The sequence below is a fragment of the Alloscardovia macacae genome (assembly GCF_002259705.1).
Taxonomy (GTDB): Bacteria; Actinomycetota; Actinomycetes; order Actinomycetales; family Bifidobacteriaceae; genus Alloscardovia; species Alloscardovia macacae.
Genome location: NZ_MWWT01000001.1, coordinates 371963 through 396870, shown reverse-complemented (window position 1 = coordinate 396870; position 24908 = coordinate 371963). Strand labels below are relative to the sequence as shown.

18 protein-coding genes are annotated in these 24908 nt (G+C 56.7%); 11 read left to right on the top strand and 7 right to left on the bottom strand.

Annotated features, from left to right (window positions below):
- The first annotated feature begins 59 nt into the window (after positions 1-59).
- The 5 genes from ALMA_RS01700 to ALMA_RS01680 all read left to right on the top strand — a co-directional run bounded on the left by ALMA_RS01700 (position 60) and on the right by ALMA_RS01680 (position 9595).
- Complete coding sequence (locus tag ALMA_RS01700; protein ID WP_094726108.1) at positions 60-809, top strand: winged helix-turn-helix domain-containing protein; 750 nt, start codon at positions 60-62, stop codon at positions 807-809.
- Complete coding sequence (nth, locus tag ALMA_RS01695) at positions 796-1470, top strand: endonuclease III (protein WP_169712295.1); 675 nt, start codon at positions 796-798, stop codon at positions 1468-1470. The genes ALMA_RS01700 and nth overlap by 14 nt, the downstream gene beginning before the upstream one ends.
- Positions 1471-1485: 15 nt before the next feature.
- Positions 1486-3054: an ABC transporter substrate-binding protein gene (locus ALMA_RS01690; protein ID WP_158520628.1), complete on the top strand. Its 1569-nt coding sequence runs from the start codon at positions 1486-1488 to the stop codon at positions 3052-3054.
- Between the two features lie 281 nt (positions 3055-3335).
- Positions 3336-6095, top strand: a complete 2760-nt coding sequence (valS, locus tag ALMA_RS01685) for a valine--tRNA ligase (protein ID WP_094726105.1) — start codon at positions 3336-3338, stop codon at positions 6093-6095.
- Positions 6096-6829: 734 nt separating this feature from the next.
- Complete coding sequence (locus ALMA_RS01680; protein ID WP_094726104.1) at positions 6830-9595, top strand: InlB B-repeat-containing protein; 2766 nt, start codon at positions 6830-6832, stop codon at positions 9593-9595.
- Positions 9596-9947: 352 nt separating this feature from the next.
- On the opposite strand, the gene ALMA_RS01675 is transcribed toward ALMA_RS01680, so the two are convergent.
- The gene (locus tag ALMA_RS01675) at positions 9948-13952 is read right to left on the bottom strand and encodes a Cna B-type domain-containing protein (RefSeq protein WP_158520627.1); all 4005 of its coding nucleotides are present in this window, start codon (positions 13950-13952) and stop codon (positions 9948-9950) included.
- Positions 13953-14272: 320 nt separating this feature from the next.
- On the opposite strand from ALMA_RS01675, the gene ALMA_RS01670 reads away from it, so the two are divergent.
- The 5 genes from ALMA_RS01670 to ALMA_RS01650 all read left to right on the top strand — a co-directional run bounded on the left by ALMA_RS01670 (position 14273) and on the right by ALMA_RS01650 (position 16959).
- On the top strand, positions 14273-15064 hold the full coding sequence (locus ALMA_RS01670) for an AzlC family ABC transporter permease (RefSeq protein WP_244568817.1): 792 nt from the start codon (positions 14273-14275) through the stop codon (positions 15062-15064).
- Positions 15061-15396, top strand: a complete 336-nt coding sequence (locus ALMA_RS01665; RefSeq protein ID WP_094726102.1) for a branched-chain amino acid transporter permease — start codon at positions 15061-15063, stop codon at positions 15394-15396. The genes ALMA_RS01670 and ALMA_RS01665 overlap by 4 nt, the downstream gene beginning before the upstream one ends.
- Before the next feature lie 30 nt (positions 15397-15426).
- The gene (locus ALMA_RS01660; RefSeq protein ID WP_094726101.1) at positions 15427-15825 is read left to right on the top strand and encodes an arsenate reductase family protein; all 399 of its coding nucleotides are present in this window, start codon (positions 15427-15429) and stop codon (positions 15823-15825) included.
- Between the two features lie 162 nt (positions 15826-15987).
- Positions 15988-16743: a heparan-alpha-glucosaminide N-acetyltransferase domain-containing protein gene (locus ALMA_RS01655; protein WP_094726100.1), complete on the top strand. Its 756-nt coding sequence runs from the start codon at positions 15988-15990 to the stop codon at positions 16741-16743.
- A gap of 15 nt (positions 16744-16758) precedes the next feature.
- Positions 16759-16959 (top strand): DUF4926 domain-containing protein, encoded by a 201-nt coding sequence (locus ALMA_RS01650; protein WP_094726099.1) that lies wholly within the window; start codon positions 16759-16761, stop codon positions 16957-16959.
- 55 nt (positions 16960-17014) lie between these two features.
- Here ALMA_RS01650 and ALMA_RS01645 read toward each other — a convergent pair whose 3' ends face one another.
- Complete coding sequence (locus ALMA_RS01645; protein WP_244568816.1) at positions 17015-18556, bottom strand: amino acid permease; 1542 nt, start codon at positions 18554-18556, stop codon at positions 17015-17017.
- A gap of 65 nt (positions 18557-18621) precedes the next feature.
- On the opposite strand from ALMA_RS01645, the gene ALMA_RS01640 reads away from it, so the two are divergent.
- Entirely contained in the window at positions 18622-18933 is a 312-nt protein-coding gene (locus ALMA_RS01640; RefSeq protein WP_086106729.1) for a YhbY family RNA-binding protein, read from the top strand.
- A gap of 63 nt (positions 18934-18996) precedes the next feature.
- On the opposite strand, the gene ALMA_RS01635 is transcribed toward ALMA_RS01640, so the two are convergent.
- From ALMA_RS01635 to rho, 5 genes are all read right to left on the bottom strand, one after another.
- Positions 18997-20073 carry a LacI family DNA-binding transcriptional regulator gene (locus tag ALMA_RS01635; protein WP_094726097.1) on the bottom strand — a complete coding sequence of 359 codons (1077 nt, stop codon included), beginning with the start codon at positions 20071-20073 and terminating at the stop codon, positions 18997-18999.
- A 9-nt stretch (positions 20074-20082) separates the two neighbouring features.
- Complete coding sequence (gene arfA / locus ALMA_RS01630; protein WP_094726096.1) at positions 20083-21726, bottom strand: arabinosylfuranosidase ArfA; 1644 nt, start codon at positions 21724-21726, stop codon at positions 20083-20085.
- Between the two features lie 80 nt (positions 21727-21806).
- The gene (locus tag ALMA_RS01625; RefSeq protein ID WP_094726095.1) at positions 21807-22031 is read right to left on the bottom strand and encodes a hypothetical protein; all 225 of its coding nucleotides are present in this window, start codon (positions 22029-22031) and stop codon (positions 21807-21809) included.
- Positions 22032-22038: 7 nt separating this feature from the next.
- Complete coding sequence (locus tag ALMA_RS01620; RefSeq protein WP_094726094.1) at positions 22039-22365, bottom strand: chorismate mutase; 327 nt, start codon at positions 22363-22365, stop codon at positions 22039-22041.
- Positions 22366-22719: 354 nt separating this feature from the next.
- Positions 22720-24699: a transcription termination factor Rho gene (rho, locus tag ALMA_RS01615; RefSeq protein WP_094726093.1), complete on the bottom strand. Its 1980-nt coding sequence runs from the start codon at positions 24697-24699 to the stop codon at positions 22720-22722.
- Positions 24700-24908: the final 209 nt, after the last annotated feature.

Here is a 24908-nt window from a genome sequence, read left to right as displayed (position 1 = left end):
CGCAGACCTCGCCGATCAGCAGAACAGAATACCGCGCACGGCTCACAGGAAGGAAAGATATGAGCGACCTCACTCTTATCACGAATGCCACGGATCCCGCATCCGTCCTGCCTGCCCTCGCCCTGCTGCAGCATCGTGTGCGTGTCCTGCCCGCAGATACCTCCTCCCTCGTACGCATTCCGGATACTACCATCGCGTTCCTCGACGCACGTGATGACGTAGCAGGTGCGAAGACGTTCTGCTCCATGGCCGCGGCTTCGGGCGTACAGTTTCCGCTCATCGTCATCCTCAGCGAAGGGGGCTGCCTCGCCTTTAATGGCCAGTGGCAGGCCGCTGAGTTTGTAGTAAATACCGCAAGCCCTGCTGAAGTGGAGACGCGCATCCGCGTCATCGCTGACGGTGGACTCAAGCAGTCGAATTTCACTGACGGCTCCCGCTCCGAAGACCCTGCCCCGCAGGACGACTCTGCAGACGAGGCTCAGGAAGGCATGATTACCTGCGGCGCGCTCGAGGTGGATACCGTGGGATATACGGCCACGCTGCGCGGAGAGCCGCTCGACCTCGCATATAAAGAGTTCGAGCTGCTGAAGTACCTCGTCATGCATCCTGGCCGCGCCTTTACCCGCACGCAGCTGCTGCAGGAAGTGTGGGGATATGATTATTATGGCGGTACGCGTACGGTAGACGTGCATGTGCGCCGTCTGCGCGCAAAGCTGGGCGTCGAGTTTGAGTCCGTCATCGGCACGGTGAGGAACGTCGGCTACCGTTTCGACCCTCCTCAGGAAGGTGATGCTGATGACCGCTCGTGAGACCGCCGCTCAGCGCCGTGCGCGCATAGCTACGGAGTACGAGATTTTATGCCATGAGATCCCCGATCCGAAGCCCGGGCTGAACTTTCGTAATGAGTTCGAGCTGCTCATCGCCACGATGCTGAGCGCTCAGACCACCGACGCCCGCGTAAATACGGTGACGCCCGAACTGTTCGCGCTTTTTCCGACGCCTCAGGCTATGGCCCGCGCGAACGTGGCGGTCGTCTCTGAGATAATCCACACGATAGGCTTTTACCGTGTTAAGGCGCAGCATGCGGTAGAGATATCTGCTGCTTTAGTGGCCAATTTTTCTGGCCAGGTTCCCTCCACTATGGAAGAATTAGTCGCACTCCCGGGTGTAGGACGTAAAACAGCGAATGTGGTCCTCGGGCACGCGTTTAACGCGCCGGGCTTTCCGGTAGACACGCACGTCATACGTCTGACGAAGCGCCTGCGCTGGCGCACGGACTGGCGCACCACGAAGCCGGATCCCGTGCACATCGAGCACGAAGTGACACAGTACTTTGAGCCCTCCGAATGGAAGAATGTATCCGACCGTCTCATCCTCTTCGGACGCTCCACCTGCACCGCGCGAAAGCCGAAATGCGAGGTCTGCCCGCTACGCGAAAGCTGCCCGAGCTACGGTCTCTATACCGCCTAGCGTAAAATGGCTCGTATGAAGCATTCGAGTACCCAGAAAAAGCGCATAAACCCTGGCATTATCTTCGTCGCCACGCTCCTGGCACTCAGCCTTATCGTGGCAGGAGTATGGGCTGTGATGACTCAGCGTATCCACATTCCAGGAACACGCTCTGCCGAAGGTAATGGCACCACGCTGAACGTGGCTACTGCTGTTCCTCTGGCCTCTGTCGATATGACGAAACACGCGTCCAGTGCTGAAGATGCTGCTCTCGATCAGGCTCTTCTCGGGAACGTCTATGACACCTTGGTGGGGCGAAATGCAAAAAATGTGCCAGATACGAATGGGCTTGCTGAAAAATGGACCATCTCTGAGGATGGAAAAACGTACACCTTCACTCTTCGCACAGGTATGCACTTCTCGAATGGGGATGAATTAAACGCGGATGACGTGGTCTATTCCCTCCAGCAAATTATTCAGAAAAAATATGCGGGCTCCGAACGCCTTTCACGCATCACGAACGTGCATGGAGCGAATGAGACCGTCACACTCGCGCTCTCCCAGCCAGACCCAGCGCTCCTATGGTCGCTGAGCACACGTGCTGGCGTGGTCTATGATTCTCAAGCGGATACCTCTGTGGGCTCGGGACCGTACGAAGTCAGTAATTTCGAAGCAGGAAAGTCTCTGACCCTCACGGTGAATCCTCGCTCGTGGCGCGGCGACGTGCAGGGCTCGTCTACCGTGCACATGACCGCCTACACGGATGCGAGCACGGCAGTGAACGACCTCGAAAGCGGGAAAATTGACCTCATTCTTCCTCTAGCGAACTCCCCTGCCACGCCGAATCTCGTCGCTGCGCGCACCAAGCTCAGCCAGCTACAGAACGTCACCATCACGCAGACGGCGAGCACACGGCGATGGGCCGTCGCACTGAATAACAGCGCAGACTCGCTCTTCTCCGACACCCACATCCGCCAGGCTTACCGCGCCATGCTCGATAAGAACACTCTCCTGAGCACGCTGGGCGTGAGCGCCATGCCTATAGCAGGGCCTATAGCGAGCCTCGACCCGGGATATGAGGACTACACAGCATCCTACCCGTACAGTATCCAGCAGGCGCGTCAGCTCCTCAGCTTCTTCGGATACGCGCGAAATATGACGCTCGTGTATAAACAAAGTGCGGGCGATGCTCTGCCGAACCTCCTCGCTCAGCAGATGAGCGCGCTGGGAGGACGCATTACTGTACGCGCTGTAGCAGATGACCAGTGGACTTCAGAAGTGCTGGAAAAGAAAAACTTCGACATGGCTCTTCTCGACTATCCAGACAGCCATGATGTCAGTAACGTAGCGGACCCGAATAATCTCCTCCAGTACTCGAGTGATACCGCCGAGACGGACCGTGCAGCTCTTGCTGCCGCTCCTACTGATTCTGCATATGCTGAGGCCGCGCGCACGCTCGGCTCCTTCCTCGCTGAGGATACGCCTGTACTGTGGCTGTATGAAGAGCAGCCTCTCGTGGCTGCTCGCGCTGGTGTGAGTGGAGCGCCGGGGTCGGGAGAGCTGGCCGATAGCCATGTGAGCCTGAGCGGGATCGTGAAGAAGTAAGAGCATCCCTCGTACTGCGCCGAGCACTACAGAAATTTTCCGCAAAACGGGCAGTTTGTAGTCATGAATGACCGTGGTCAGGTCATCTGGCATGAGCTGAAAACGGCGGAATAATGCGGATTGACTATTCGAACGCGTTCGAAAAAAACGGTCAAACGTGACTACAAACGCGCCATCTTCACAAAAATTTCCAGAGTGTAGAAGACGACATCCCGCGCGTCCGCGTCACAGCCCGCACAGCTCTCGCCTGCGTGTCGCGTTCGGCACGTAAACTCGTGAGCATGACTAATGAAGCACAAGCACACGAATTGAGCGTGTCCGCACACCTGACCGCGCTGCCGGATAAAGCCGGCGTCGAGGGTCTCGAGGAGAAGTGGGGCGCCACGTGGGAAGACGAGCAAACGTACGCATTCCAGGGCACACGCGACCGTAAGGCCGTGTACTCCATAGACACCCCACCTCCTACCGTCTCCGGTAGCCTGCACGTGGGCCACGTCTTCTCGTACACGCACACGGACGTCATCGCTCGCTTCAAGCGCATGAACGGCTTCGACGTGTTCTACCCGATGGGCTGGGATGATAACGGCCTGCCTACCGAACGTCGCGTGCAGAACTACTTCGGCGTGCGCGTAGACACCTCGCTGAAGTATGACCCAGACTTTAAGCCACCATTCGAAGGCACGGACGGTAAGAAGATCCAGGCGAAAGACCAGGTGCCGGTGTCTCGCCAGAACTTCATCGAGCTGTGCGAACGCCTGACGAGCGAAGACGAAAAGCTCTTCGAAAAGCTGTGGCGCACGCTGGGTCTGTCGGTGGACTGGAAGCAGACGTACCACACCATCGGCGAGCATCCTCGTCGCGTGGCACAGAAGGCCTTCCTGCGTAACCTCGCACGCGGCCAGGCGTACCAGAAGGAAGCTCCAGGCCTGTGGGACGTAACCTTCCAGACTGCAGTGGCTCAGGCTGAGCTCGAAAGCCGCGAGTATGACGGCTTCTACCATAAGGTGGCCTTCCACCTCGAAAACGAGGATGGGTCCGAGGGCACAGAGCCACTCTACATCGAGACCACGCGCCCAGAGCTGCTGCCAGCCTGTGTGGCTCTCATCGCGCATCCCGATGACAAGCGCTACCAGAAGTACTTCGGAAAGCACGTGTACTCGCCTCTGTTCGGTGTGAAGGTGCCAGTCATCGCGCACACAGCAGCCGAGATGGATAAGGGCGCGGGCATAGCCATGTGCTGCACCTTCGGTGACATGACGGACGTCCAGTGGTGGCGCGACCTGCAGCTGCCTACGCGGTCCATCATCCAGCGAAACGGCCGCCTTACGCTCACCACTCCAGAGTGGATAGAGTCCGAGTCTGGCCGTGCTCTCTTCGACGAGATAGCGGGTAAGACCACCTTCTCTGCACGTAAGATCATCGTGGACGCTTTGCGCGAGTCTGGTGACCTCGCTGGCGAGCCTACGCCGACGAAGCGTATGACGAACTTCTACGAGAAGGGCGACAAGCCTCTGGAGATCGTCACCTCGCGCCAGTGGTATCTCTCGAACGGCGGCACGGACCGCGCGCTGAACGCTGAGCTCATTCAGCGCGGTAAGGAGCTGGACTTCCATCCAGACTTCATGCGCGTGCGCTACGAGAACTGGGTGAACGGCCTGAGTGGTGACTGGCTCATCTCTCGCCAGCGCTTCTTCGGCGTCCCATTCCCACTGTGGTACCCTATCGACGAGTCGGGCGAGGTGGACTACGAGCACCCGCTGACTCCTGCAGAAGACATTCTGCCAGTAGATCCGAGCGTGGATACCCCGGCTGGATACACTGAGGATCAGCGTGACGTGCCTGGCGGCTTCACAGCCGAAAAGGACATCATGGATACCTGGGCTACCTCCTCTCTCACCCCACAGATCGTGACGAAGTGGGCTGAGCCGGGCGAGGAGAACGAAGCACTCTTTAAGGCCACCTTCCCTATGGATCTGCGTCCGCAGGGTCAGGACATCATCCGCACGTGGCTGTTCAGCTCTGTGGTGCGCGCGCACCTCGAAAATGGCGTGCTGCCATGGGCACACACGGGCCTGTCCGGCTGGATTCTCGACCCTGATCATAAGAAGATGAGTAAGTCGAAGGGTAATGTGGTCGTTCCGTCCGAGCCTATCGAGAAGTTCGGCGCGGATGCAGTGCGCTACTGGGCTGCTTCGGCTCGCCTCGGCACGGATGCTGCCTATGAGATAGGCGAGATGAAGATAGGCCGCCGCCTGGCCATTAAGCTGCTGAATGCGACGAAGTTCGCGCTGGCCATCGGCCGCGAGGACGAGAACCATCACGTAGGTTCGGCTGCTGAAGCGCAGTGGAATGCTGCTGATGTGGTGAATCCTCTGGACCGCTCGGTCATGGCGCAGCTGGCGTCCGTCGTCGAGACGGCTACGGCTGCTCTGAACGACTACGACCACGCGCGCGCACTGGACACCATAGAGACCTTCTTCTGGCAGTTCTGCGACGATTACATCGAGCTGGCGAAGAACCGCGCGTACGGTACCGCGGACGCCACGGGCGCTGAGCCATCTGAGGCGGATGTCCTGTCTGCGCGCACGACGCTGGGCCTGGGACTGGATGCGTTCGCGCGTCTGCTCGCTCCGTATCTGCCGTATGCCACGGAAGAGGTGTACTCCTGGATGCACGCTGGCGAGGGATCCGTCCACCGCACCGCCTGGCCGACCGCGGACCTGTACCGCGCTGCCGCTGCGGATGCGGATGCAGACGTCCTGCTCTGGGCTGGTCGCGCTCTGGCTGCTCTGCGTAAGATTAAGTCTGAGGCGAAGGTCTCCATGAAGACGCCAATTCTTTCTGCCACCTTAGCTCTGTCTCCAGCAGGCATGGATGCCGTCCGTGCAGCTGCCGCAGACATCTGGGAGGCTGGACGTGTGACGGGCGATGTTCAGCTCGTGGCTGCGTCTGCTTCTGATGGTGCTCAGGATGGCGAGGATGCGGATAGCGTCGTCGTGACTGCTTCTGAACTGGGCGAAGCGCCGGCGAAGAAGAAGTAATACTACAGCGAGGAAATAGGGCCTCACGCCTGAGATGACTGTCCCAAGCGTGAGGCCCTTCCCTTCTATGTCTGCACGTATAATAGAGCTTGTCAGATTATAGCGTGCTACTTCTCGTCACTATGTAATGCATGCTAAGACTTTTGGCGAGTTGGCTATGACTGATGGGGTGTCTATTGCTACATCCCTCCTTGTTTACTATGTAAGATGGGGGAAGTGCTTCGTGTACTTTCCCCATCTGGCATATAGGGACTAACATTATCGCTTAAGTTTGGTTTGCGAGAGGCACTGTGCCCCGTGACTGGTGCTGGCCTAAGCGAGGAGATGACAAAGACGTAATAATGTTTTCTGATAGGAGAAAAGAGCCTCACGCCTGAGATGACTGTCCCAAGCGTGAGGCTCTTTGTCATTCTATGTCTGCACGTAGAATAGAGTGTGTCAGGACATAGCGTGCTACTTCTCGCCACTATGTGATGCATGCTAAGACTTTTGGTGAGTTGGCTATGACTGATAGGGCGCTTATCATTCGTCCTTTCATTATGCACACTGGGGAAAGTCTATCCCTAGACTTTCCCCGTGCGGCGTATATTCATTACTTTCACTAGTATCACCCAGTCTGCACACATCCTCTGACACGACTCGCCTTCCTCAAAACAAACAAACGCTTTTCGTTAGACCCCCTGTTAAAATTTTTTATGGAAAGAGACAATTTTATTTGAGAAAGAAAAGTTCTTATGACTCGGACTCGTAAAAGCCTGCTGTCCGTCATACTCTCATGCGCTCTTCTCCTTGCAGGATTCGTAGGAGTGAATGCTCTTATGCCTGTGAGCCCCGCGCATGCTGCGTATACGGAAGTAATGACGAACGGAGATACCCCAAACCGTCAGACGGTTACATCTATTCCTGCGGATAACTCGAATAGTTTCGAACATACCATGTACTTCACTGCTCAGGGTAGCGATGGACAGACCTACACCTCGAACTACTCCAGTTCTAGCCCTGCCGTCCCAGATTCTGTACTGAATCTCGACCAGATGACGAAGGGTGCAGATGGATACTATCACTTTAATGCCGTCATAGAGCTGACTGCTGAAAAAGATGTGCCGATTCTTCAATATGACATCGTGACTCCTTCAGCAAACCAGGGCACTGGAATGCCCCATGTACAGTTCACGGGCGAACCTACCTTCAGCGGTGCGAATGCTGCCGCTGTCCAGGCTGCGACTGAATACTCGAATACGTCTAATCCAGGAAGCTATGCGAAGGCCGCACAGTATAAGGCCCAGTACGGCGAGACCATGCCAAACGTGTACTACATGTATCTGCATGGATCTCTGACCGCTGGTCAGAAGCTTACTGTCACTATCCCTCTGGCTCTGACGAATGCTGATGAACTGGATCTCAAGGCTACGAGCAGCCCAGTTTCACTGACTAATAACATCGGTAACTCTCTGGTTATAGCACCATGGGGAACATATGCTAACTGGGGTACCTCTACCGCCGGACTGCGTTTCGCGAAGACGGATTCTGCACCATACAACCCATACTGGGATAAGTACGAGCCACTGAAGGATAAGACTCTCGACTTCGTTTATACGACGAATAATGCTATATCTCCGAGCACGAGCTACGATTATACCTTTACTGATGTTCCACAGATTCCGAATAACATCGTCGGACTCGATGCGAGCGACTTTAGCTATAAGAATGCTGGCTCTGCACAGTACATGAACGTAGCGGACATGATAGCGAATGGTACTCTAGCGTATACTCGTGGAGGATACTACACTATTAATCTTGCTAAGGTGAAGAAGGCATATGACGGCACAGGCTGGTCCACAAACGGCTGGTATCTCGACCGTTATACGTATCACACGACGGATTCTAAGACTCTGGTGATTCGCGGTGCTGAGAACTCTGACGTCATCAAATCTGGTCACCCATTCGCATACATCGAGCTGTGGCACTACCTGTCCACTGCACAGAATATCTGCATGACTGTGGGAGATACATTTAATCCTGCACAGGGCATTAGCTGGGTTCGCCCATATAATGGCGCTCAGATAAATGATCCGCTCAATAATGATGCGCAGAAGAAGCTCATAGACATAACGTACACCGATGCTCAGGGTAACGAAGTATCTGCTCCAGACACCTCAAAGCCAGGAAAATACACCATCACCTACCGCTATTACAGTGCGAATGCAGATGGCTCACGTACGCAGCTTTCTACCTCTTCGAAGACGCGCCTGTACATCACTGCCCAGAATGCTACTTCCTGCCCACCAGAAGAAACGGCGACAGTCTCCTATGATGCAAACGCTGGTCAGGGTACTGTGCCTTCCCAGAAAGTCACGTATACGGATGATAAGCCAGGTGAGGCTACTCTCGCATCCGGCGAGCAGCTTTCTCGCGAAGGCTATACGCTCAGCTCCTGGAATACCGCTGCTGATGGAAGTGGCACGACTCACGCGCTGGGTTCCCAGCTTACCGGTGTGAAGGCTGATGTGAAGCTCTATGCGCAGTGGACCAAGTCTCAGGCGGAGATAGGTGTGGATGAGGGGAAATTGACCAAAGAAAATCCATGCACCTACTCGGATGAGACGATCCTGAACACCGTCTCGCATATACGCGGGGACGACGGCGCCGAGCTGATGTGGCAGAAGTCTGACCTGAAGGTAGACAGCAGTAAGGTGGACTTCAGTAAGGACGGAACGTATCCGGTGACCGTTACGTATACGCGCGGAACTCCAGCATACCCGAACGGACTGAGTGTCACCGTCAACTACACGCTCAGCGGCGTAGCACAGTGCGCAGCGACAGTCTCGTACGATGCGAACAGGGGAACGGGAACTGTACCATCTCAAAAGGTGCAGTATACCGCAGATAAGAGCGGAACAGTAAAGCTGTCTCGTGGAACTGAGCTGTCTCGCGAGGGATATCTGCTTTCGGGATGGAATACCGCGGCTGACGGGTCCGGCACCGCGCATGCACTCGGCTCCGAACTCACGGATGTAAAGGCAGACGTGAAGCTCTACGCGCAATGGACGAAGTCCCAGGCGGGAATCGACGTGGATAAGAACAAGCTGTCCATAAACCCATGCGTCTACTCCGATGAGACGATTCTCGCCGCTATCACGCATATACGCGGGGACGACGGCGCAGAAATCTCCTGGAAAAAGTCTGATCTGAAGATAGACACCAGCAAGGTTAACTTCACCAAGGACGGCACGTACCCACTAACCGTCACCTACAAGCCAGGCACGAAGGCCTATCCAAACGGTCTGAGCGTCACCATCAACTACACCATCAGCGGCGTAGCACGATGCGTAGTGCCAGCAGATAACGGCGCTCAGAATTCTGCAAAGGCTGTCTCTACCTCCTCCGGAGCAAGCCTCGCAAAGACTGGCTCTGACATCGTAGGATTCGCCACGACAGCAGCAGTACTCATCGTCCTCGGCGGCAGCATGATCCTCATGCGCCGCACGAACGAAGACTAAAAAGCAAGCAAGTACTCGAGGCGGGAACGCGTCAGTTCAGGGGTCTGTGTGAACACCACACAGACCCCTTTCGTATATCCCGCGTATATCCCGCGTATATCCCGCGCTTTCCACTCGCATACACAAGCCATGGCGCGAAATGATGAGCCGTTATAGGCCATTATGTGCGGCTTAAAACATCCTTAAGGCCTTATAGTACAAGGGCTAAGGGGACGTACTAAAACTAGTATCATCTCCGCGAACTCACCTGAATGACAGCATACGAAAGAGGCGTGGCTAAGAACCTGAGATACGTTCTCTGCCACGCCCCCTCTAGCCTTCTGTGGGCTCTTTGGGACTCTCTTTCTCTACCCTATGCTCTAGACGCAGTTCCACGCTTTCGCAGTAGTACTGCTCCTGCCCCGAGAACAGCACACAAAGCCATACCCGTAACAGCCACAGAGACTTCTGCACCGGTCTTCGCGAGATTCTGCTTACCACGTGCAGCGCGAGACGATGGAGACGAAGGCGTCTTCGTCACTGGGACGGTAGTTCCTGGCTCACCTGGCTTATCCTTCGGAGTATCTCTCGGATTTTCAGGATCTCCTGGCTCACCTGGGACGGTGACCGTACCCGCAGGTTTCGTATTCGTCACAGTGAAGCCATCACGCTCGTTACCTGCATATTCTGGAGCATTATATCCTTCTACGGCATCTTCTACCACAGCATAGCGAATCCGCTCGCCGCGAGCATCTACGACAGGCTGATTCTGGAAGATGTTCCTCCACTCACCTGCTTCATTCAGCTGAGCAGAAGCTACCTCGGTACCATTCGCATAAAGATGAACCGTGATACTTTCTGGACGTGCCTTATCTGCATTATTACGGTCATCCCATACTTTCTGCACAGGAATGTTCAGACGCTCAGCCACAGGCTGGTCTGGATCAGGTGTCACAGGCGTATTCGGGGCGAGCTGCATATTCCTCACAGTAAAACCATCTGCAGCCATGGCACTCCCCTGCACATCAGAGGCATACTGCTTACCATCCACAGAGATAACAGAATCCGTTACGCCCACTTCCTGAACCGTGTACACCTTATCTGCATCCGTTCCCGGATCCACAGGCACGTTCGTGAAGCGCCCCGTGAAGTTATTCGCAGGATTGAGTACGAGAGTCTGCCCCGTCGCCACAGTCACGCCCGTAGCCGTATCTTTCTTCATCAGCTCCACAGTCACCGGGTTCGTATTCGACGCATCCACAGCACCCTGAGCATCCAGCCACACCTTCCGCACAGGAATATCCAGGAAACGCTTCGCATTCGTTACTGTAAAGCCGTCACGTTCATTCCCAGTATACGAAGGAGATTCATACCCAGCTACAGCATCTTCCGTCACGCTATACGTAATGCGCGCACCAGAAGCATCCACTACTGGCTGGTTTTCGAAGACGTGCTTCCAGGAGCCAGCAGCATTCAGCTCAGTACTAGCCACCTCAGTACCATTCGCCAGCAGATGCACGGTCACGCTCGCAGGACGACCAGCAGCTACGTTATCGCGATCATCCCATACTTTCTGTACAGGAATGTTCAGACGCTCAGCTACTGGACGGTCTGGATCTGGAGTCACTGGGTTATCCGTCGTGAGCCGCATGTTCGTGATGGTCACGCCAGCAGCATCCGTCACCTTTCCGTCGTTATCATCCACCATATATAGAGCGCCATTCACAGAGATAAGCGAACCGTTAGCACCGGATTCGCGCACAGAGTACACTTCATCTGCATTCGAGCCAGGATCGACAGCCACATTAGTAAAGCGCCCGGTGAAGTTATTCGAAGCATTCAGTTCCACAGTCCGGCCCGTAGCCACACCATTCTTCCACAGCTCCACAGTCACAGGATTCGTATTCGAAGTATCCACAGCACCCTGAGCGTCCAGCCACACCTTCCGCACAGGAATATCTATGAAACGCTTCGCATTCGTGATGGTGAAGCCACTCGCAGCATCTCCGGAATACGCCCCGGCCTCATATCCAGCCACGGGATCTTCGAGAACCGTATAGGAGAGCTGAGCACCGCTCGCATCATGTGTAGGAATATCCGTGAACGTATGGGACCACGTTCCATCAGCAGCAGCGGACATGTCAGCTTCTGCCACAGGCTGCGCACCATCCTTCGCCGTATGCGTCTCAGCATCTACGTCGGCAGCATTCATGAGCTTCACATGAATGCTCTCAGGCCGCTCAGAAGCCACATTCGCGCGGTCATCCCACTTCTTCGTCACCGTGATGGACGTGGATGCATACATACCGAGGTTCACTGTAGGGTTATGCTGGCCAGGCCCCACGACCACGTCACGCACATACCCCTGCCGGTCAGATGTACTGTTTATCCCGGTCGTCGCATCGCCTATACGGGTCACCGAGTATCCGCTCGGTAGCGTGAAACGTACCATGTACGTCTCGTGTCCAGCTCCAGCGAATTCATTCGGAATGATGTTCGTCAGCTCATAGTTCCCCTGAGCATCCGTCGTCGCCGTAATAGGCTGGCCAGAAGTATTCAGCGCTGGAGTTCCATCTGGATAGAGCAGCTCCACCTTCGTATCTGGGACGACGGTTTCACCATCCTGGTACACACCATCGCGATTCGCATCTATCCACACCTTCGTTCCTATGGAACCAAGGCGCGCATAGAAGAGTGTGCGTTCCTGCGGAGTACGGAAGTCATAGGAGCCTTCCAGATCTGCCTCCGAAGCATCGCGGCATCCTGCGCCCGAGGTAGGGCATGGGACGAAGCTTTCGGATACGCCCGTCGTACTCGTCGGCTGCGTGGATGGAAGCATAGCCTTCACATACATGTATCCAGGAATGTCTGGAGGAGTCACCTTCCACGTATCCGCAGTATTAAAAGGATCATTCGGATCCGCGCTCGTATAGACTGGCTGCTTCGAACGACCGCGCGAGCGCCAGAACGTAGACGCGCTCTGGTCTCCCGCTACAGAATACCCTCCACCAGCATTCTGACTCATAGCAGCACCCTTCGGACCGTAGAGTGCGGAGTCCCCCTGAGGTGCCGCATTCGTCACGGTATTCGTGATAGGGCTAGCAGCGGTAAGCTTTTCTCCTGTCTGGATGTCATAGAGAGCTACATCCAGCTGCGAGGATGGGAAGAGACGCGCTACCTGCCAGTTCGCCTGTGGATTCTGGTTACTGTAATGGGTATATGCGTTCGTCGTATCATTCGGATCGTTACGCACGGAGTTACCATTAATCTCCATGTCTATCTCGCCACCCACACGCAGGTACGGGTCGTCGCTCACCGCTATGGCATTATACTGCTCTTCACTAATCACAGCATTCAGACCACGTGCATAGTCATCCGCCACGCTCAGTTCCATAGGGCGCATGAAGTCATCGAAGCTGAGCTTATACATCTCAGCCTTCGAGATCATGGTCACAGGAATATTAATGACATTAAACGTGCGGTCTGTACCGTTCACATTTATAGTCTGCGTCTCCTGACCCACATAGGAAGCAGGATAGGTAAACTTCCAGGCTTTTTCTGGCTTACCATCGAGAGTATTCGTCACATCCACCTGAGTGACAGTCACACCAGAATATACAGCCTTCTGCATTTCTTCTTGATTCGGCACGAGCCATGTGGATGCGAACACGATGTCAAGCGGCTTGTCGAACGTATACTTCGAGTCTATCTTCGCCTTAATAAAGCCCTTATAATCGGTTACACGGTCGATACGCCCCCACAGCGTGGACAGCGTATTCCGGTTCTGGCTAAAGTCCAGCGTCGCACGGTAGTGTAAAGAGCCCGCCTGCCACACATTCAGCGCCGTGGCATCCGTCTGATGGTCGAGACTATTCTCTATCCACACCTGTGGCTTCTGCGTCGCGAAATCTTTGGCTCCATCCAGCAAGCTCTGAGCGCTCGCCCACTGCTCGTAAAGATCTATCTCCGCCGAATCACTATCCGTGAGCACCTGCTGGCCGCGGTAATACGTGCCAGAGCCATCTCGCGCTGTATTCCATGCGCTAAAACGGCTTCCGCCGAGGACCATGCCGAAAATCTCGAGTGCATCCTTTCGTCCGAAGTTCGGACCCCACACATTCGGCTGAACGCAGTATGTATCCTTTCCTGCGTCATCTTTACCAAGCGGCGCGTACGTGGCTACGTCAGTGCCCTGGCCCACACCAGGTATAAACTGCCCAGACTGAATCACACACGTGACTTTATATTCATCTGCCGTATTCCTGTTACGCCAGAAATTCACCGTGTGCGTCGTATTCGCCACGGCATCATCTGCATAAGCACGCGTAGTTCCTCCTACAGCGCTGATAGCTCCTGAGCTAAATATAAAGCAGAGCACAGCGAGTATGGATAGCACTATTTTTGTGTACGCTTTTCGTACACTCATATCGGTCCTCTCTCTTCTTCCTCTTTGAACCTCTGTAAGTTTATATTTTTTAGTTATGCTGTATATGGTTAACCGCTAAATCATTAGCAGAATGTACCCAACTTCCTAGTACGCTATTCTACTAATACCCCCCCCCACTTACCCACCTCCCGCTAAGATAGTGACGGCATAGAAAACGCCCGCGACACGCCGTATATTTTCGGAATTTTCCCGACCTTTTCCGGCGTGTCGCCCACACCGCCAGCAGAGACAGACTGAAAGATGAGGAGAAATTGACAGAAAAAAGCGACCATATACCGAGACACGACACGCGCACATCTATCCTGAGCAGTGCCCGCGCGGCGTTTCCGCTTACTCTGCCCATCGCTTTCGCGTGGTTTTTCCTCGGACTGTCGTACGGCCTGCTCATGGAGTCGAAAGGCTTCCCGCACTGGTATACCGCGCTCATGGCCACGGTTATCTTCGCCGGATCGCTCGAATTCGTCACGGTAGACCTTCTGCTCAGCGTCTTTAACCCGCTTCTCGCCTTCCTCATGGCACTCATGGTGAACGCGCGCTTTCTTTTTTACGGCCTCGCGATGCTCACGAAATACCGCGGCACCGGCCCGAAAAAGTGGTATCTCATTTTCGGTCTGACCGATGAGACCTTTGCGGTTAATTCCTCGCTCGAGATCAGCGAGCGCGACGCTGCGCGAGGTGCGAGCCGCGGGTGGGTATACTTTTTCGTCACCTTCTTCAGCCACGGCTACTGGGTACTCAGTTCGCTGTTCGGCTCGCTCATCGGCGCGAGTCTACCGTTCAGCACGCGCGGTATCGATTTCGTGCTCACGGCCATGTTCGTGACCATCTTCCTCGACGAATGGCTGAAGACGCGCCGTCATTCGTCCGCGGCCATCGGCGTGCTCGTATCGCTCGGCTGCCTGCTCGTCTTCGGCCCGAACGCCTTCCTCATTCCGACCATGCTGGGGATGCTCGCCATCTTCAGCGTCCTGTACTGGCGGCGTTCTGCGTCTTCTGCTTCTTCTGCCAATTCTTCCTCTTCTTCGAAGGACCTCCTCTCATGACCATGACTCTTCTCCAGAGCCTGCTGATGATAGCCGCAGCCGCTCTCGGCACGATGTGCACGCGCTTCCTGCCGTTCCTCGTTTTCCCGGAGAATAAGCCCGTTCCCCCGTTTATTCTCTACCTAGGCAAGGCGCTGCCTCTGGCGGTGATGGGTATGCTCGTCGTGTACTCGCTGCGTTCCACTCCTGTACTCAGCGCTCCGTATGGTGCCCCTGAGCTGATTTCGCTGGCGGCGCTTGTCGCTGTGCATCTGCGCTGGCGGAATATGCTGGTGAGTATGGCTGTGGGGACTATCCTGTATATGGTTCTTATCCAGACTGTGTTTGCATAAATTTTCTTTTCCTCGAAAGGATGATGTCCCATGACTGCTTCCGCTCCTCTTACTGTTCTGTGCCATCCACGCTGCTCCACCTGTGCGAAGGCTCTCGCCTGGCTGGATGAGCACGGCATCGAGTATCACTGGCGTAGCATCATCGAGGAGAATCCTTCGTCAGATGAGCTCTCGCGCTGGATTCCTACCAGCGGTCTGAGCATCCGCCGATTCTTTAACACGTCGGGCATGGCGTACCGCTCTCAGAATGTGAAGGCTCAGCTGGATGACTGGGAGAAGACGCTGAGTCCGGCTGAGGTCCAGACGAAGGCCATCGATCTGCTGAGCACCGACGGTATGCTGTGCAAGCGTCCTCTCATACTGGATGCCGAGGGGAACTTCGTGGCTGTGGGGTTTAAAGTGGCCGAATGGGAAGCGGCACTGCTGTAAGTGCAGACGACGACGTGGCTCTTTTTTGCGAGTTATTCCACTTTGAGCCTTCCTCATCGAGGAAAATGGAATAACTCGCAAAAAAGTCACAAAAATCAGTCAGCGTAGCCCAGTCCCTCACACACCCACCCCACACCCCACACCGAAAGCACCCCACACCCCATGCGCTACCACCTTCTCGACGCCCTGCGCGGCTTCGCCCTCGTGAATATGATCGCCTACCACACGCTCTGGGACGTAGTTCAGACTGTTCCGCAGACCATACCCCAGAACAGCGCAGGAGCCCTCACTCCCGCCCTCCTGTTCACCCCCGCCATCCACACGTGGCAGCAGGCCATAGGCTTCACCTTCATCTTCCTCGCCGGCTTCTGCTTCCCGCTCGGCCGCTACCCCCTGCGTCGTGGCGTAGAGCTCATCGCGCTCGGAGAAGTCATCTCCCTCGTCACATTTCTAGCCATTGCGGACGAGCCTGTACGTTTCGGCGTGCTCACGCTCATCGGCTTCGGCATGCTTCTGCTCGCCCTCGTCCACGCGTGGACGCGCACGCTGCATCCGGCGTGGATGGCTCTGCTCGGAGTGCTGAGCCTGGCCGCGTTCGTCGTCTTCCATGACGTGCAGTCCGGCGGCGCTCAGTCCTGGCTGTACGCAAACTCCTTCACCGCCCTGCTCGGCTTCCCGCCCGCCGGCTTCGTCTCCTCAGACTACTACCCGCTCGTGCCGCACGTCTTCGTCATGCTGGCCGGCCTGTGCGCGTACCGCTGCTCTTCATCCTTCCTGCCAATTTTCTCCCACCACGCCCCCACCCCTCTCGGCCGAGGACTCGAATGGATGGGGCGTCATTCCCTGGCCATCTACCTCGGACACCAGGTGGTTATTTATGCAGTGGTGGTAGGATTTGTATATATGCTCTCTATCTAAAGCGAGGTGGCTAATATGAAAGAATACGATTCCGTGAAATTGCTCAAAGATTTTGATGGTATCCGCCTTGGAACACGAGGAGCAATAGTGTCGGATTACACCGAAGCGTTTGATGTGGAGTTCTTCGATACTGACGGCGACACTATAGACGTCGTTACCGTACCAGCTGAACTTCTCGAACTCGTCCATAGTTTCGACAGAAAACGTGGATATTAAATGTCTCTACGTGTGATGGGCCGCTCATTCCACGGCCCATCACACAGCTCCTCGCCTAGTTCAGCTTCGAATGCCGGTATGAGTAGGCGAAGTAGAGGACTATGCCTGCGGCCAGCCACACGAGGAAGCGAATCCAGGTGAGGACGGAAAGATTGACCATAACGAACAGGCAGGCGCAGGCTATCAGCACGGGCAGCCACGGACTGCCCGGAACGCGGAAAGCGCGGTCGAGGTCCGGGCGACGCCGGCGCATGATGGGCACGCCCACGCAGACGAGGACGAATGCCGAAAGCGTACCGATGTTCACCATATCCGCGAGAATCCCCACGTCCAGCGTGGAAGCGATGACCGCTATCCCGGCGCCGACGGCGAGCTGAAGACCCACCGGAATGCCGCGCGCGTTCGTCTTCGAGAGGCCGTGAGGCAGCAGGCCGTCGCGGCTCATGGCGAAGATGACGCGGGTCAGGCCCAGAAGCAGTACCATGACTACGGTAGTCAGGCCTATGACGATGCCGAAGGAAATGATGGTGGCAGCCCAGTTCGCCCCCACGAGCTCGAAGGCCGTGGACAGGGACGGGCTCGCTTGCTTCGCGAGATCCTTATACGAGACCATGCCGGATGTGACGATGGCCACGAGAATGTACAGCGCGATGACGATGCCGAGGCCCAGCGTAATGCCGCGCGGAATAGTGCGCTTCGGATCTTTCGCCTCTTCCGAGGCCGTGGCCACTACATCAAATCCGAGGAAGGCGAAGAAGACGAGAGCGGTACCCGAGAAGATGCCGGCCACGCCATACATGGTGGCTGGGGCGCCGGAGAGCCATTGGAACAGGGGTTGCTCGAGGGTGACGAGGGCCGAGGATACCGCGCCTGCTCCTGCAGCACCCGCATCAGCCGCAGCACCCGCAGTCTGAGCGCTCGTCGCGTCTGGAATAAACGGCACGAAATGTCCCGGATTAAAGTAGAAGAAGCCCACGACGATGATGAAGAGGACCACGCCCACTTTAATGACGGTCAGCACCGAATCCACGCGGCTCGACAGCTTCGTACCGAGGATGAGCAGGACGGTAAAGAAGGCCACGACCACGAACGGCGCGAGGTCCACGGTTAGACCACCCGAGCCTCCGAGCCGCACGCTCGTGCTCACTGGCAGTCCCACGAGCCGCAAGAAGTCCCCGAGGTACACGCCCCAGTACTTCGCGACGACCGAGCCGGCCATGAGCATCTCGAGGATAAGATCCCAGCCGATGATCCACGCCACGAATTCGCCGAGCGTGGTATACGTGAAGGTGTACGCTGATCCCGCCGCCGGAACCATGGATGCAAACTCCGCATAACACAGCGCCACACCCGTGCATACCGCGCCCGCGATGAGGAAGCTGATGATAGCCGCCGGCCCCGCGTGGAAGGCGATGGTCTGCGCGCCGATGGAAAAGATGCCCGCTCCCACGGCCACCGCCACAGCCATCGTGGCCAGATCCCACACGCCGAGTTCGCGCTTGAGCGACCTGCCCTCGGCATGGGTCTGCTCAAGTGCGGATTCTATGGATTTCGTACGCAGAAGGCCCGCGTTTCTCGTCTCTCTCGTAGTTTTCACAGGGCTTAGTTTAGCGTGGATGACCGTCAATTTCCCGGTACGGCTCATACCGTAAGATAAGAGGTATGGTAGATTTAACGAAACCGCAGATTAAGCAGTTGCGCGGTATGGCTCATCAGCTCAGCCCGCTCCTGCTCATAGGGAAGAATAACATCACGGAGACGGTTCTCGCGCAGACGAATGACCTGCTGAATGATCATGAGCTCATTAAGGGCCAGCTTCAGGAAGGTTCCCTGCTCACTGCGAAGGAAGCGGCGGCTGAGCTCGCGGAGAATACGGGCGCTGCTGTGGTGCAGACCATAGGGCATCGCTTCGTCCTGTACCGCCGTTCGCGCCGGAAGGATTATAAGAACTACATTCAGCTCGTGCGCGAGTAGGGCGAGTAGCGCGAGTAAAGAAAAATGGCTGAGTCTGGAAAGGCTCAGCCATCTTTTTATGCCTTACAGCTCCAGTAGTGCGGACTGGCGTATCTGCAGGTCACATGTGGTCGAGTACCTGCGCACAGGCCCTTTATACCCTTCGATGCGCTCGATGAGAAAGTCCACTGCTGCGCGCGCAAAGTCATCCACATGCGGATTAATGGTGGTGAGCGTAGGGTTCGAGTACTGGGCTTCAGGGACATTATCAAAACCTACGATGGCCACGTCTTCAGGAATGCGCACTCCGCGTGAGGCGAGCGCGTGAATGACGCCGAAAGCGACTGCGTCATTCGCGCAGACGATAGCGTCAGGCAGTTCGAGATGCCCCGCGTCGATGTCTTCGAGAAGGTGCGCGGCGAGCTCGGCGCCATTCTTATGATCTATGAACATGCAGTCACGAATAACGCGGGTATCTACTGTCCGCCCGTTTTCCCGAAGCGCATCACAGTATCCCTTCGTGCGCATATCCACTGTACCAAAGCACGAGGCGTCGATGCGCGCGAGATAGTCTGACTCGGATTCGTCCTCGGAGCGCAGAGGTGCTCCCGCAAAGGCGATGCGCTGCTTGCCGGAACGAATGAGACGAGTCACCACATCCTTCGTCATCTCGTAGCTCGGCATGGTCACGCTGTCCACTTTCCCGAAGGCGTCAAATTCTGACGCGAAGACGACCGGGTACGACTGAGAGAAAATTGGCGAATCTTCCGCAGCGCGGTCTCCCAAAAAGAAAATCCAGCCATCCGCAGGCAGCTTATGCGTCTCCGGCAGAATGCTCTCCGCACTCTGATGATGGAAGCCGTACGTGCTCGTCACCACACCATAGCCGCGAGCGCGTGCCGCTTGAATGATATTATCCGTCAAATACGCGCTAAACGGCTGCGAAAAGTCCGCGATGCCGAGGCCCAGCAGCTTCGTCGCGCCCGTACGCATAGTCCGCGCGGCGAGATTCACCTGATATCCGAGCTCATCCATCACCCGGCGCACGCGAGCGCGCGTCTGAGGGCGCATATTCCCCGTATCATTCAGCACGTTCGACACAGTCTTGATGGACACGCCTGCGGCCGCGGCGACCTGGGTGATGGTGACTCGTTTGGACATGGTTCTATCTTACCTCACCACCACAGCAGTCCACGAGACCGCTGGGAGGGTGACTTTCACGCGCGTTGCTCCGGACACACCAGATTCCCCGGCCCCACCGGATTCGGATGCAGACTCATCACCAGCACTTCCGCCACTGATGAGCCGCGCCGTATCATTACGCGCAGGTGTGACACGATCCTGATTCTCTACTGTGTTCGCGGCAGAGAGATCATCATCGTGCAGGGTGGTCGCCTCGACTTCGCTGAACCCGGATGAGCCCGCAAAGTCAGACGGTACCACGATTTCTACATCCGCCGCCGTATCCAGCGAGCGGTTCGTGAGGAAGACGGCGTACGAGCCGTCCTCACGCTTGATAACGACAGAATTGACAGACTCGACATCCCCGTACGCCTTCGCCTGTATCAGCGTGGACGTCTGCTTCGGCGCGAGGACGGTGCCGCCCTTCGCCAGACGCGCGGTCAGCGAGAACGGGTAGAACGTGGTCTGACGCCACGCGTCGCCTCCACGCTGAGTCATGATAGGAGCGATGACGTTCACGAGCTGTGCGAGCGAGGCGGACTTCACACGGTCCGCGTTCTTCAGCAACGTGATGAGCAGGTCGCCGAAGACCACCGCGTCCGCCGCCGTGTACACGTCTTCGAGCAGGTGCGGCGCCACCGGCCAGTTGCCTATGCCCGCCGGCACGACGCTCGGCTGAGCGCTCTGATACCACACGTTCCATTCGTCGAAGCTGATGTACACGTCATGCGCGCTCTTCGCCTTCGCTTTCGCCGCGTCGATGAGCGCTCCCACTTCCTTAATAAAGCCGTCCATGTCCACGCCGGACGCGAGGAAACTCTGCATGTCGCCGTCGTAGCGCGCCGGCTCGTAGTACGCATGGCAGGACACGAAGTCCACGAGATCATACGTATGGCTCAGCACCGTATCTTCCCACTGTCCAAAGGTCGGCATGTTATGTCCGCTCGATCCGCACACGACGAGTTCCACGTTCGGGTCGATCTGCCGAATGCCGCGCGCCACGTCCGCGGCGAGCGTTCCGTAGTTCTCTGCGCTTTTATGGCCGAGCTGCCATGGCCCGTCCATCTCGTTTCCGAGGCACCACATGCGGATGTTCAGCGGTTCGTCCGCTCCGTTCGCGCGGCGCTGCTCGGACAGCTGCGTGCCGCCCGGCACGTTCGCGTATTCGACGAGGTCGAGCGCTTCCTGCAGCCCGCGCGTGCCGAGATTCACCGCTTCCATCAATTCATTCGGCCGTCCATCCACGCTAAGCTTTTTCAGCCACGCGTCCATCTCGTGCAGTCCGAATTCGTTCGTTTCCGTGGAGTGCCAGGCCGTGTCGAGCCGGCGCGGCCTGCTGTCGCGCGGCCCCACGCCGTCCTCCCACCGGTAGCCCGAGACGAAGTTTCCGCCCGGATAGCGGATAGTCGTCGCTCCCAATTCTCGCACCAGCTCCAGCACATCTTCCCGGAAGCCGTCCTCATCTGCGCGAGGATGTCCTGGCTCGTATATTCCTTCGTACACGCAGCGTCCGAGGTGCTCTACGAACGAGCCGAAGATGCGGTCTGGCACTGCGGAAAGCTCGAAGTGGTCGTCCGCGATAATGCGTGCGGTCAGTGGTTCCTGTGTGCTCTGGCGAGGCTGGTCGGTCATCGTCGGTGTCCTCCATCTAGTACAACCTTGTATCTCTACGTACTAGTATATCGTTTACCCAGCGCGACACGCCGATGCTTTTACTTTACCGCTCTCGTCGCTAAGAATGCTGGAATGTTCTTTTCCGCCAGTGGCCCCGAGCTCAAGGTATCCTCATACAGCCCCGTCAGCGTGAATCCCGCAGCGAGCTGTCCTCCTATCTGCTCAGTGAAAGAATGGGAGAATTGAAATCCGGAATCCTCAGCTTCCAGGTACGCGCGCTGCTCGGCGTTCTCGAGCGGGTTAAACGGCAGACTCCAGCGCACGATAAGGCTACTTCTCTCCAGACAGGCGCTTATGCCGCTTCTTCGATTCCGTCACCACGAACTCGAGGTATCCGCGCGCGATGTCCTCGTCGAGATGAACGTCGTGTGCGAGAGCAGTCAGACGCGTGCGCTGACGCTCTTCGCGGCTCGCATCGAGCGCCGCAAAGCCCGCCTGCGCCTTCAGCACGCCCACCTCGTGCGTGGCCTCGAAGCGACGCGCGAGAAGGCGGATGATCTCATCATCGATCTCGTCGATGCGCGTGCGGAGGCTTTCTATAGCCTGGGCTGGAGTGCTCTGATTATCGGCAAGTTCCTGAATATCTGTCTGTATCATTATGTGTCCTTTTCGTGAAAATGGGATGTTTGTAGTCGTAAATGACCGTCCGGCTTTCTGGCTTTTTGGCTATATTCTGCGGTTTTTCGAAGAAAGCTTGTGTTTACATCTCGAAGTCAACGGTCATTCGTGACTACAAACAGCCCGTTTTACTCGTTTTTTCTAGAGTGCTCGAATCAGAGAGCTCTCGCGCAGCACGTGTCCGCCGCACGTCCGCAACGCGTCCGCCGCACGTCCGCCCCCGCCCCCACAGCCATCAGCCACACGCAAAAAGCGGCGCCACGCACAGCCCCCACAGACCACACGCGACACCGCCCTCGCTCTACGCCTAGCGCCTAGCGCCCGGAAAAAGCCTTAGTTCCCCTGTGCCAGCATACGGAAGAACTCCGCATTCGTCTGGGTCTTCTTCAGACGACCCACGAGCTGCTGGTACGATGCCTCTGGCTCCAGTCCGCCCAGCGCACGGCGCAGACGGTAGATGAGTGGCATCTCGCTCGGATCTGTAATGAGCTCTTCACGACGTGTGGAGGATGCATTAATGTCGATAGCTGGGAAGAGACGCTTCTCCGACAGCTCACGCGACAGACGCAGCTCCATGTTACCGGTGCCCTTAAATTCTTCGAAGATCACTTCATCCATCTTCGAGCCCGTCTCCACAAGCGCAGAGGAGATAATGGTAAGCGAGCCACCATTCTCGATGTTACGAGCAGCACCGAAGAACTTCTTCGGAGGATACAGCGCCTGAGCATCCACACCACCAGAGAGGATGCGTCCCGAGGCTGGAGCGGCGATGTTATATGCGCGAGCCAGACGGGTCATGGAGTCCAGCAGCACGACCACATCCTGACCAAGCTCCACGAGACGCTTCGCGCGCTCGATGGCCAGCTCTGCCACGATGGTGTGATCCGTAGCTGGGCGGTCGAAGGTGGAGGAGATAATCTCGCCCTGCACCGTGCGCTCCATATCCGTCACTTCTTCTGGACGTTCGTCCACGAGGACCACCATGAGGTGGACTTCCGGATTATTCGCCGTGATGGAATTCGCGATGGACTGCAGGGTGATGGTCTTACCCGCCTTCGGAGGCGAGACGATCAGACCACGCTGCCCCTTACCGATAGGCGACACGATGTCGATGATGCGCCCCACGATGTTATTCGGCGCCGTCTCCATCTTCAGACGCTCCTGTGGATACAGTGGCGTGAGCTTCGAGAACTGTGGGCGCTGTGCTGCATCATCCAGGCTCAGACCGTTAATGGTCTCGATGGACTGCAGCGGCACGAACTTCTGGCGCTGGTTACGACGGTCATCGCGCGCATTCTTAATGTAGCCGCGCACCGCATCCCCCTTACGCAGGCCATACTTCTTCACCTGTCCCATGGACACATACACGTCATTCGGACCTGGCAGGTAGCCAGATGTACGTACGAAGGCATACGAGTCGAGGATGTCTACCACACCGGCCACTGGAATGAGGTCATCATTCATAGCATCGCGCGAGTCCTCACGTTCCGTACGGTCTGCGCGCTCGGAACGCTCGCCGCGCTCATCATAGCGGGAGCTGGCACGACGAGACGTGCGCTCGTAGCGCTCGTCCGCGTCCTCGTCATCATGACGGTATCCGCTGACGCGCCCACGGCTTTCGTTCTGCTCTGCCTCCTCGTCCAAACGCATGCGGTCTGCACGCGACAGGCGGTTACGACGGTCATTCATGGATGCTCCAGCACGCGCTTCACGCTGTGCTGCAGCCTGTGCGATGGTTTCAGCGCGTTCGCGCTCCGAACGGTCCGGCAGCGCCGAGAGAATGTCATTCAGATCTGCCTTCGCCTGATGACGGCTCGCCTCGCGCTCTGCCTGCTCTTCTTCCGTCAGCAGAGGCTTGCGCGCGCGGCGTGGCAGCTCCACGCCGAGGTCGAGTGCTGGCTTCGCTGCAGCTTTCGGCGCAGTACGGCTCGGCAGCTTAATGCCCAATTCTTCCGCAGCCGGGGTCTTTCGCGCCCGAGCTGGCGCTTTCTTTACTGGAGGTAGCTCGATGTCCAGAAGATTCATCTGCGCTGGAGCTTCTGGCTCTGCGACTGGAGCAGCTTCAGCCACGTCTTCCGCTGGTTCTTCAGCAGGAGCTGGAGCTGGAGCGGCTTCAGTCTTCTTCGCTGCAGCCTTCTTAGGCTTCACAGTCTTCACACTCACGCCTGCAGGCGCATCCCCACCACTGCGCGCCCGCTCGATGACGTCGATGAGCTCAGGCTTACGCATGGTCGATGTGCCGCGCAGCATCATTTGCTTCGCCAGCTCGCGTAATTCTGGGAGCTTCATGTCTTTAAGATTCGTATTTGCCACTCGTGTGACCTCTCCTATAGTAAAACTATATCCTACGGTGTAGCTCTGAAATCAGAAGCCTGAAGGAAAAGCATCTACGTTGAAAAAATGCCGTTATATAAACGAACTGATGTTTAGTATATACCATGCGTGGGACGACACACAGATGAGAAGAGAAGGAGAAATTGACCTTCAGAAAAAAGAAAGCTGTCTGCACGCAAAAGCACGTG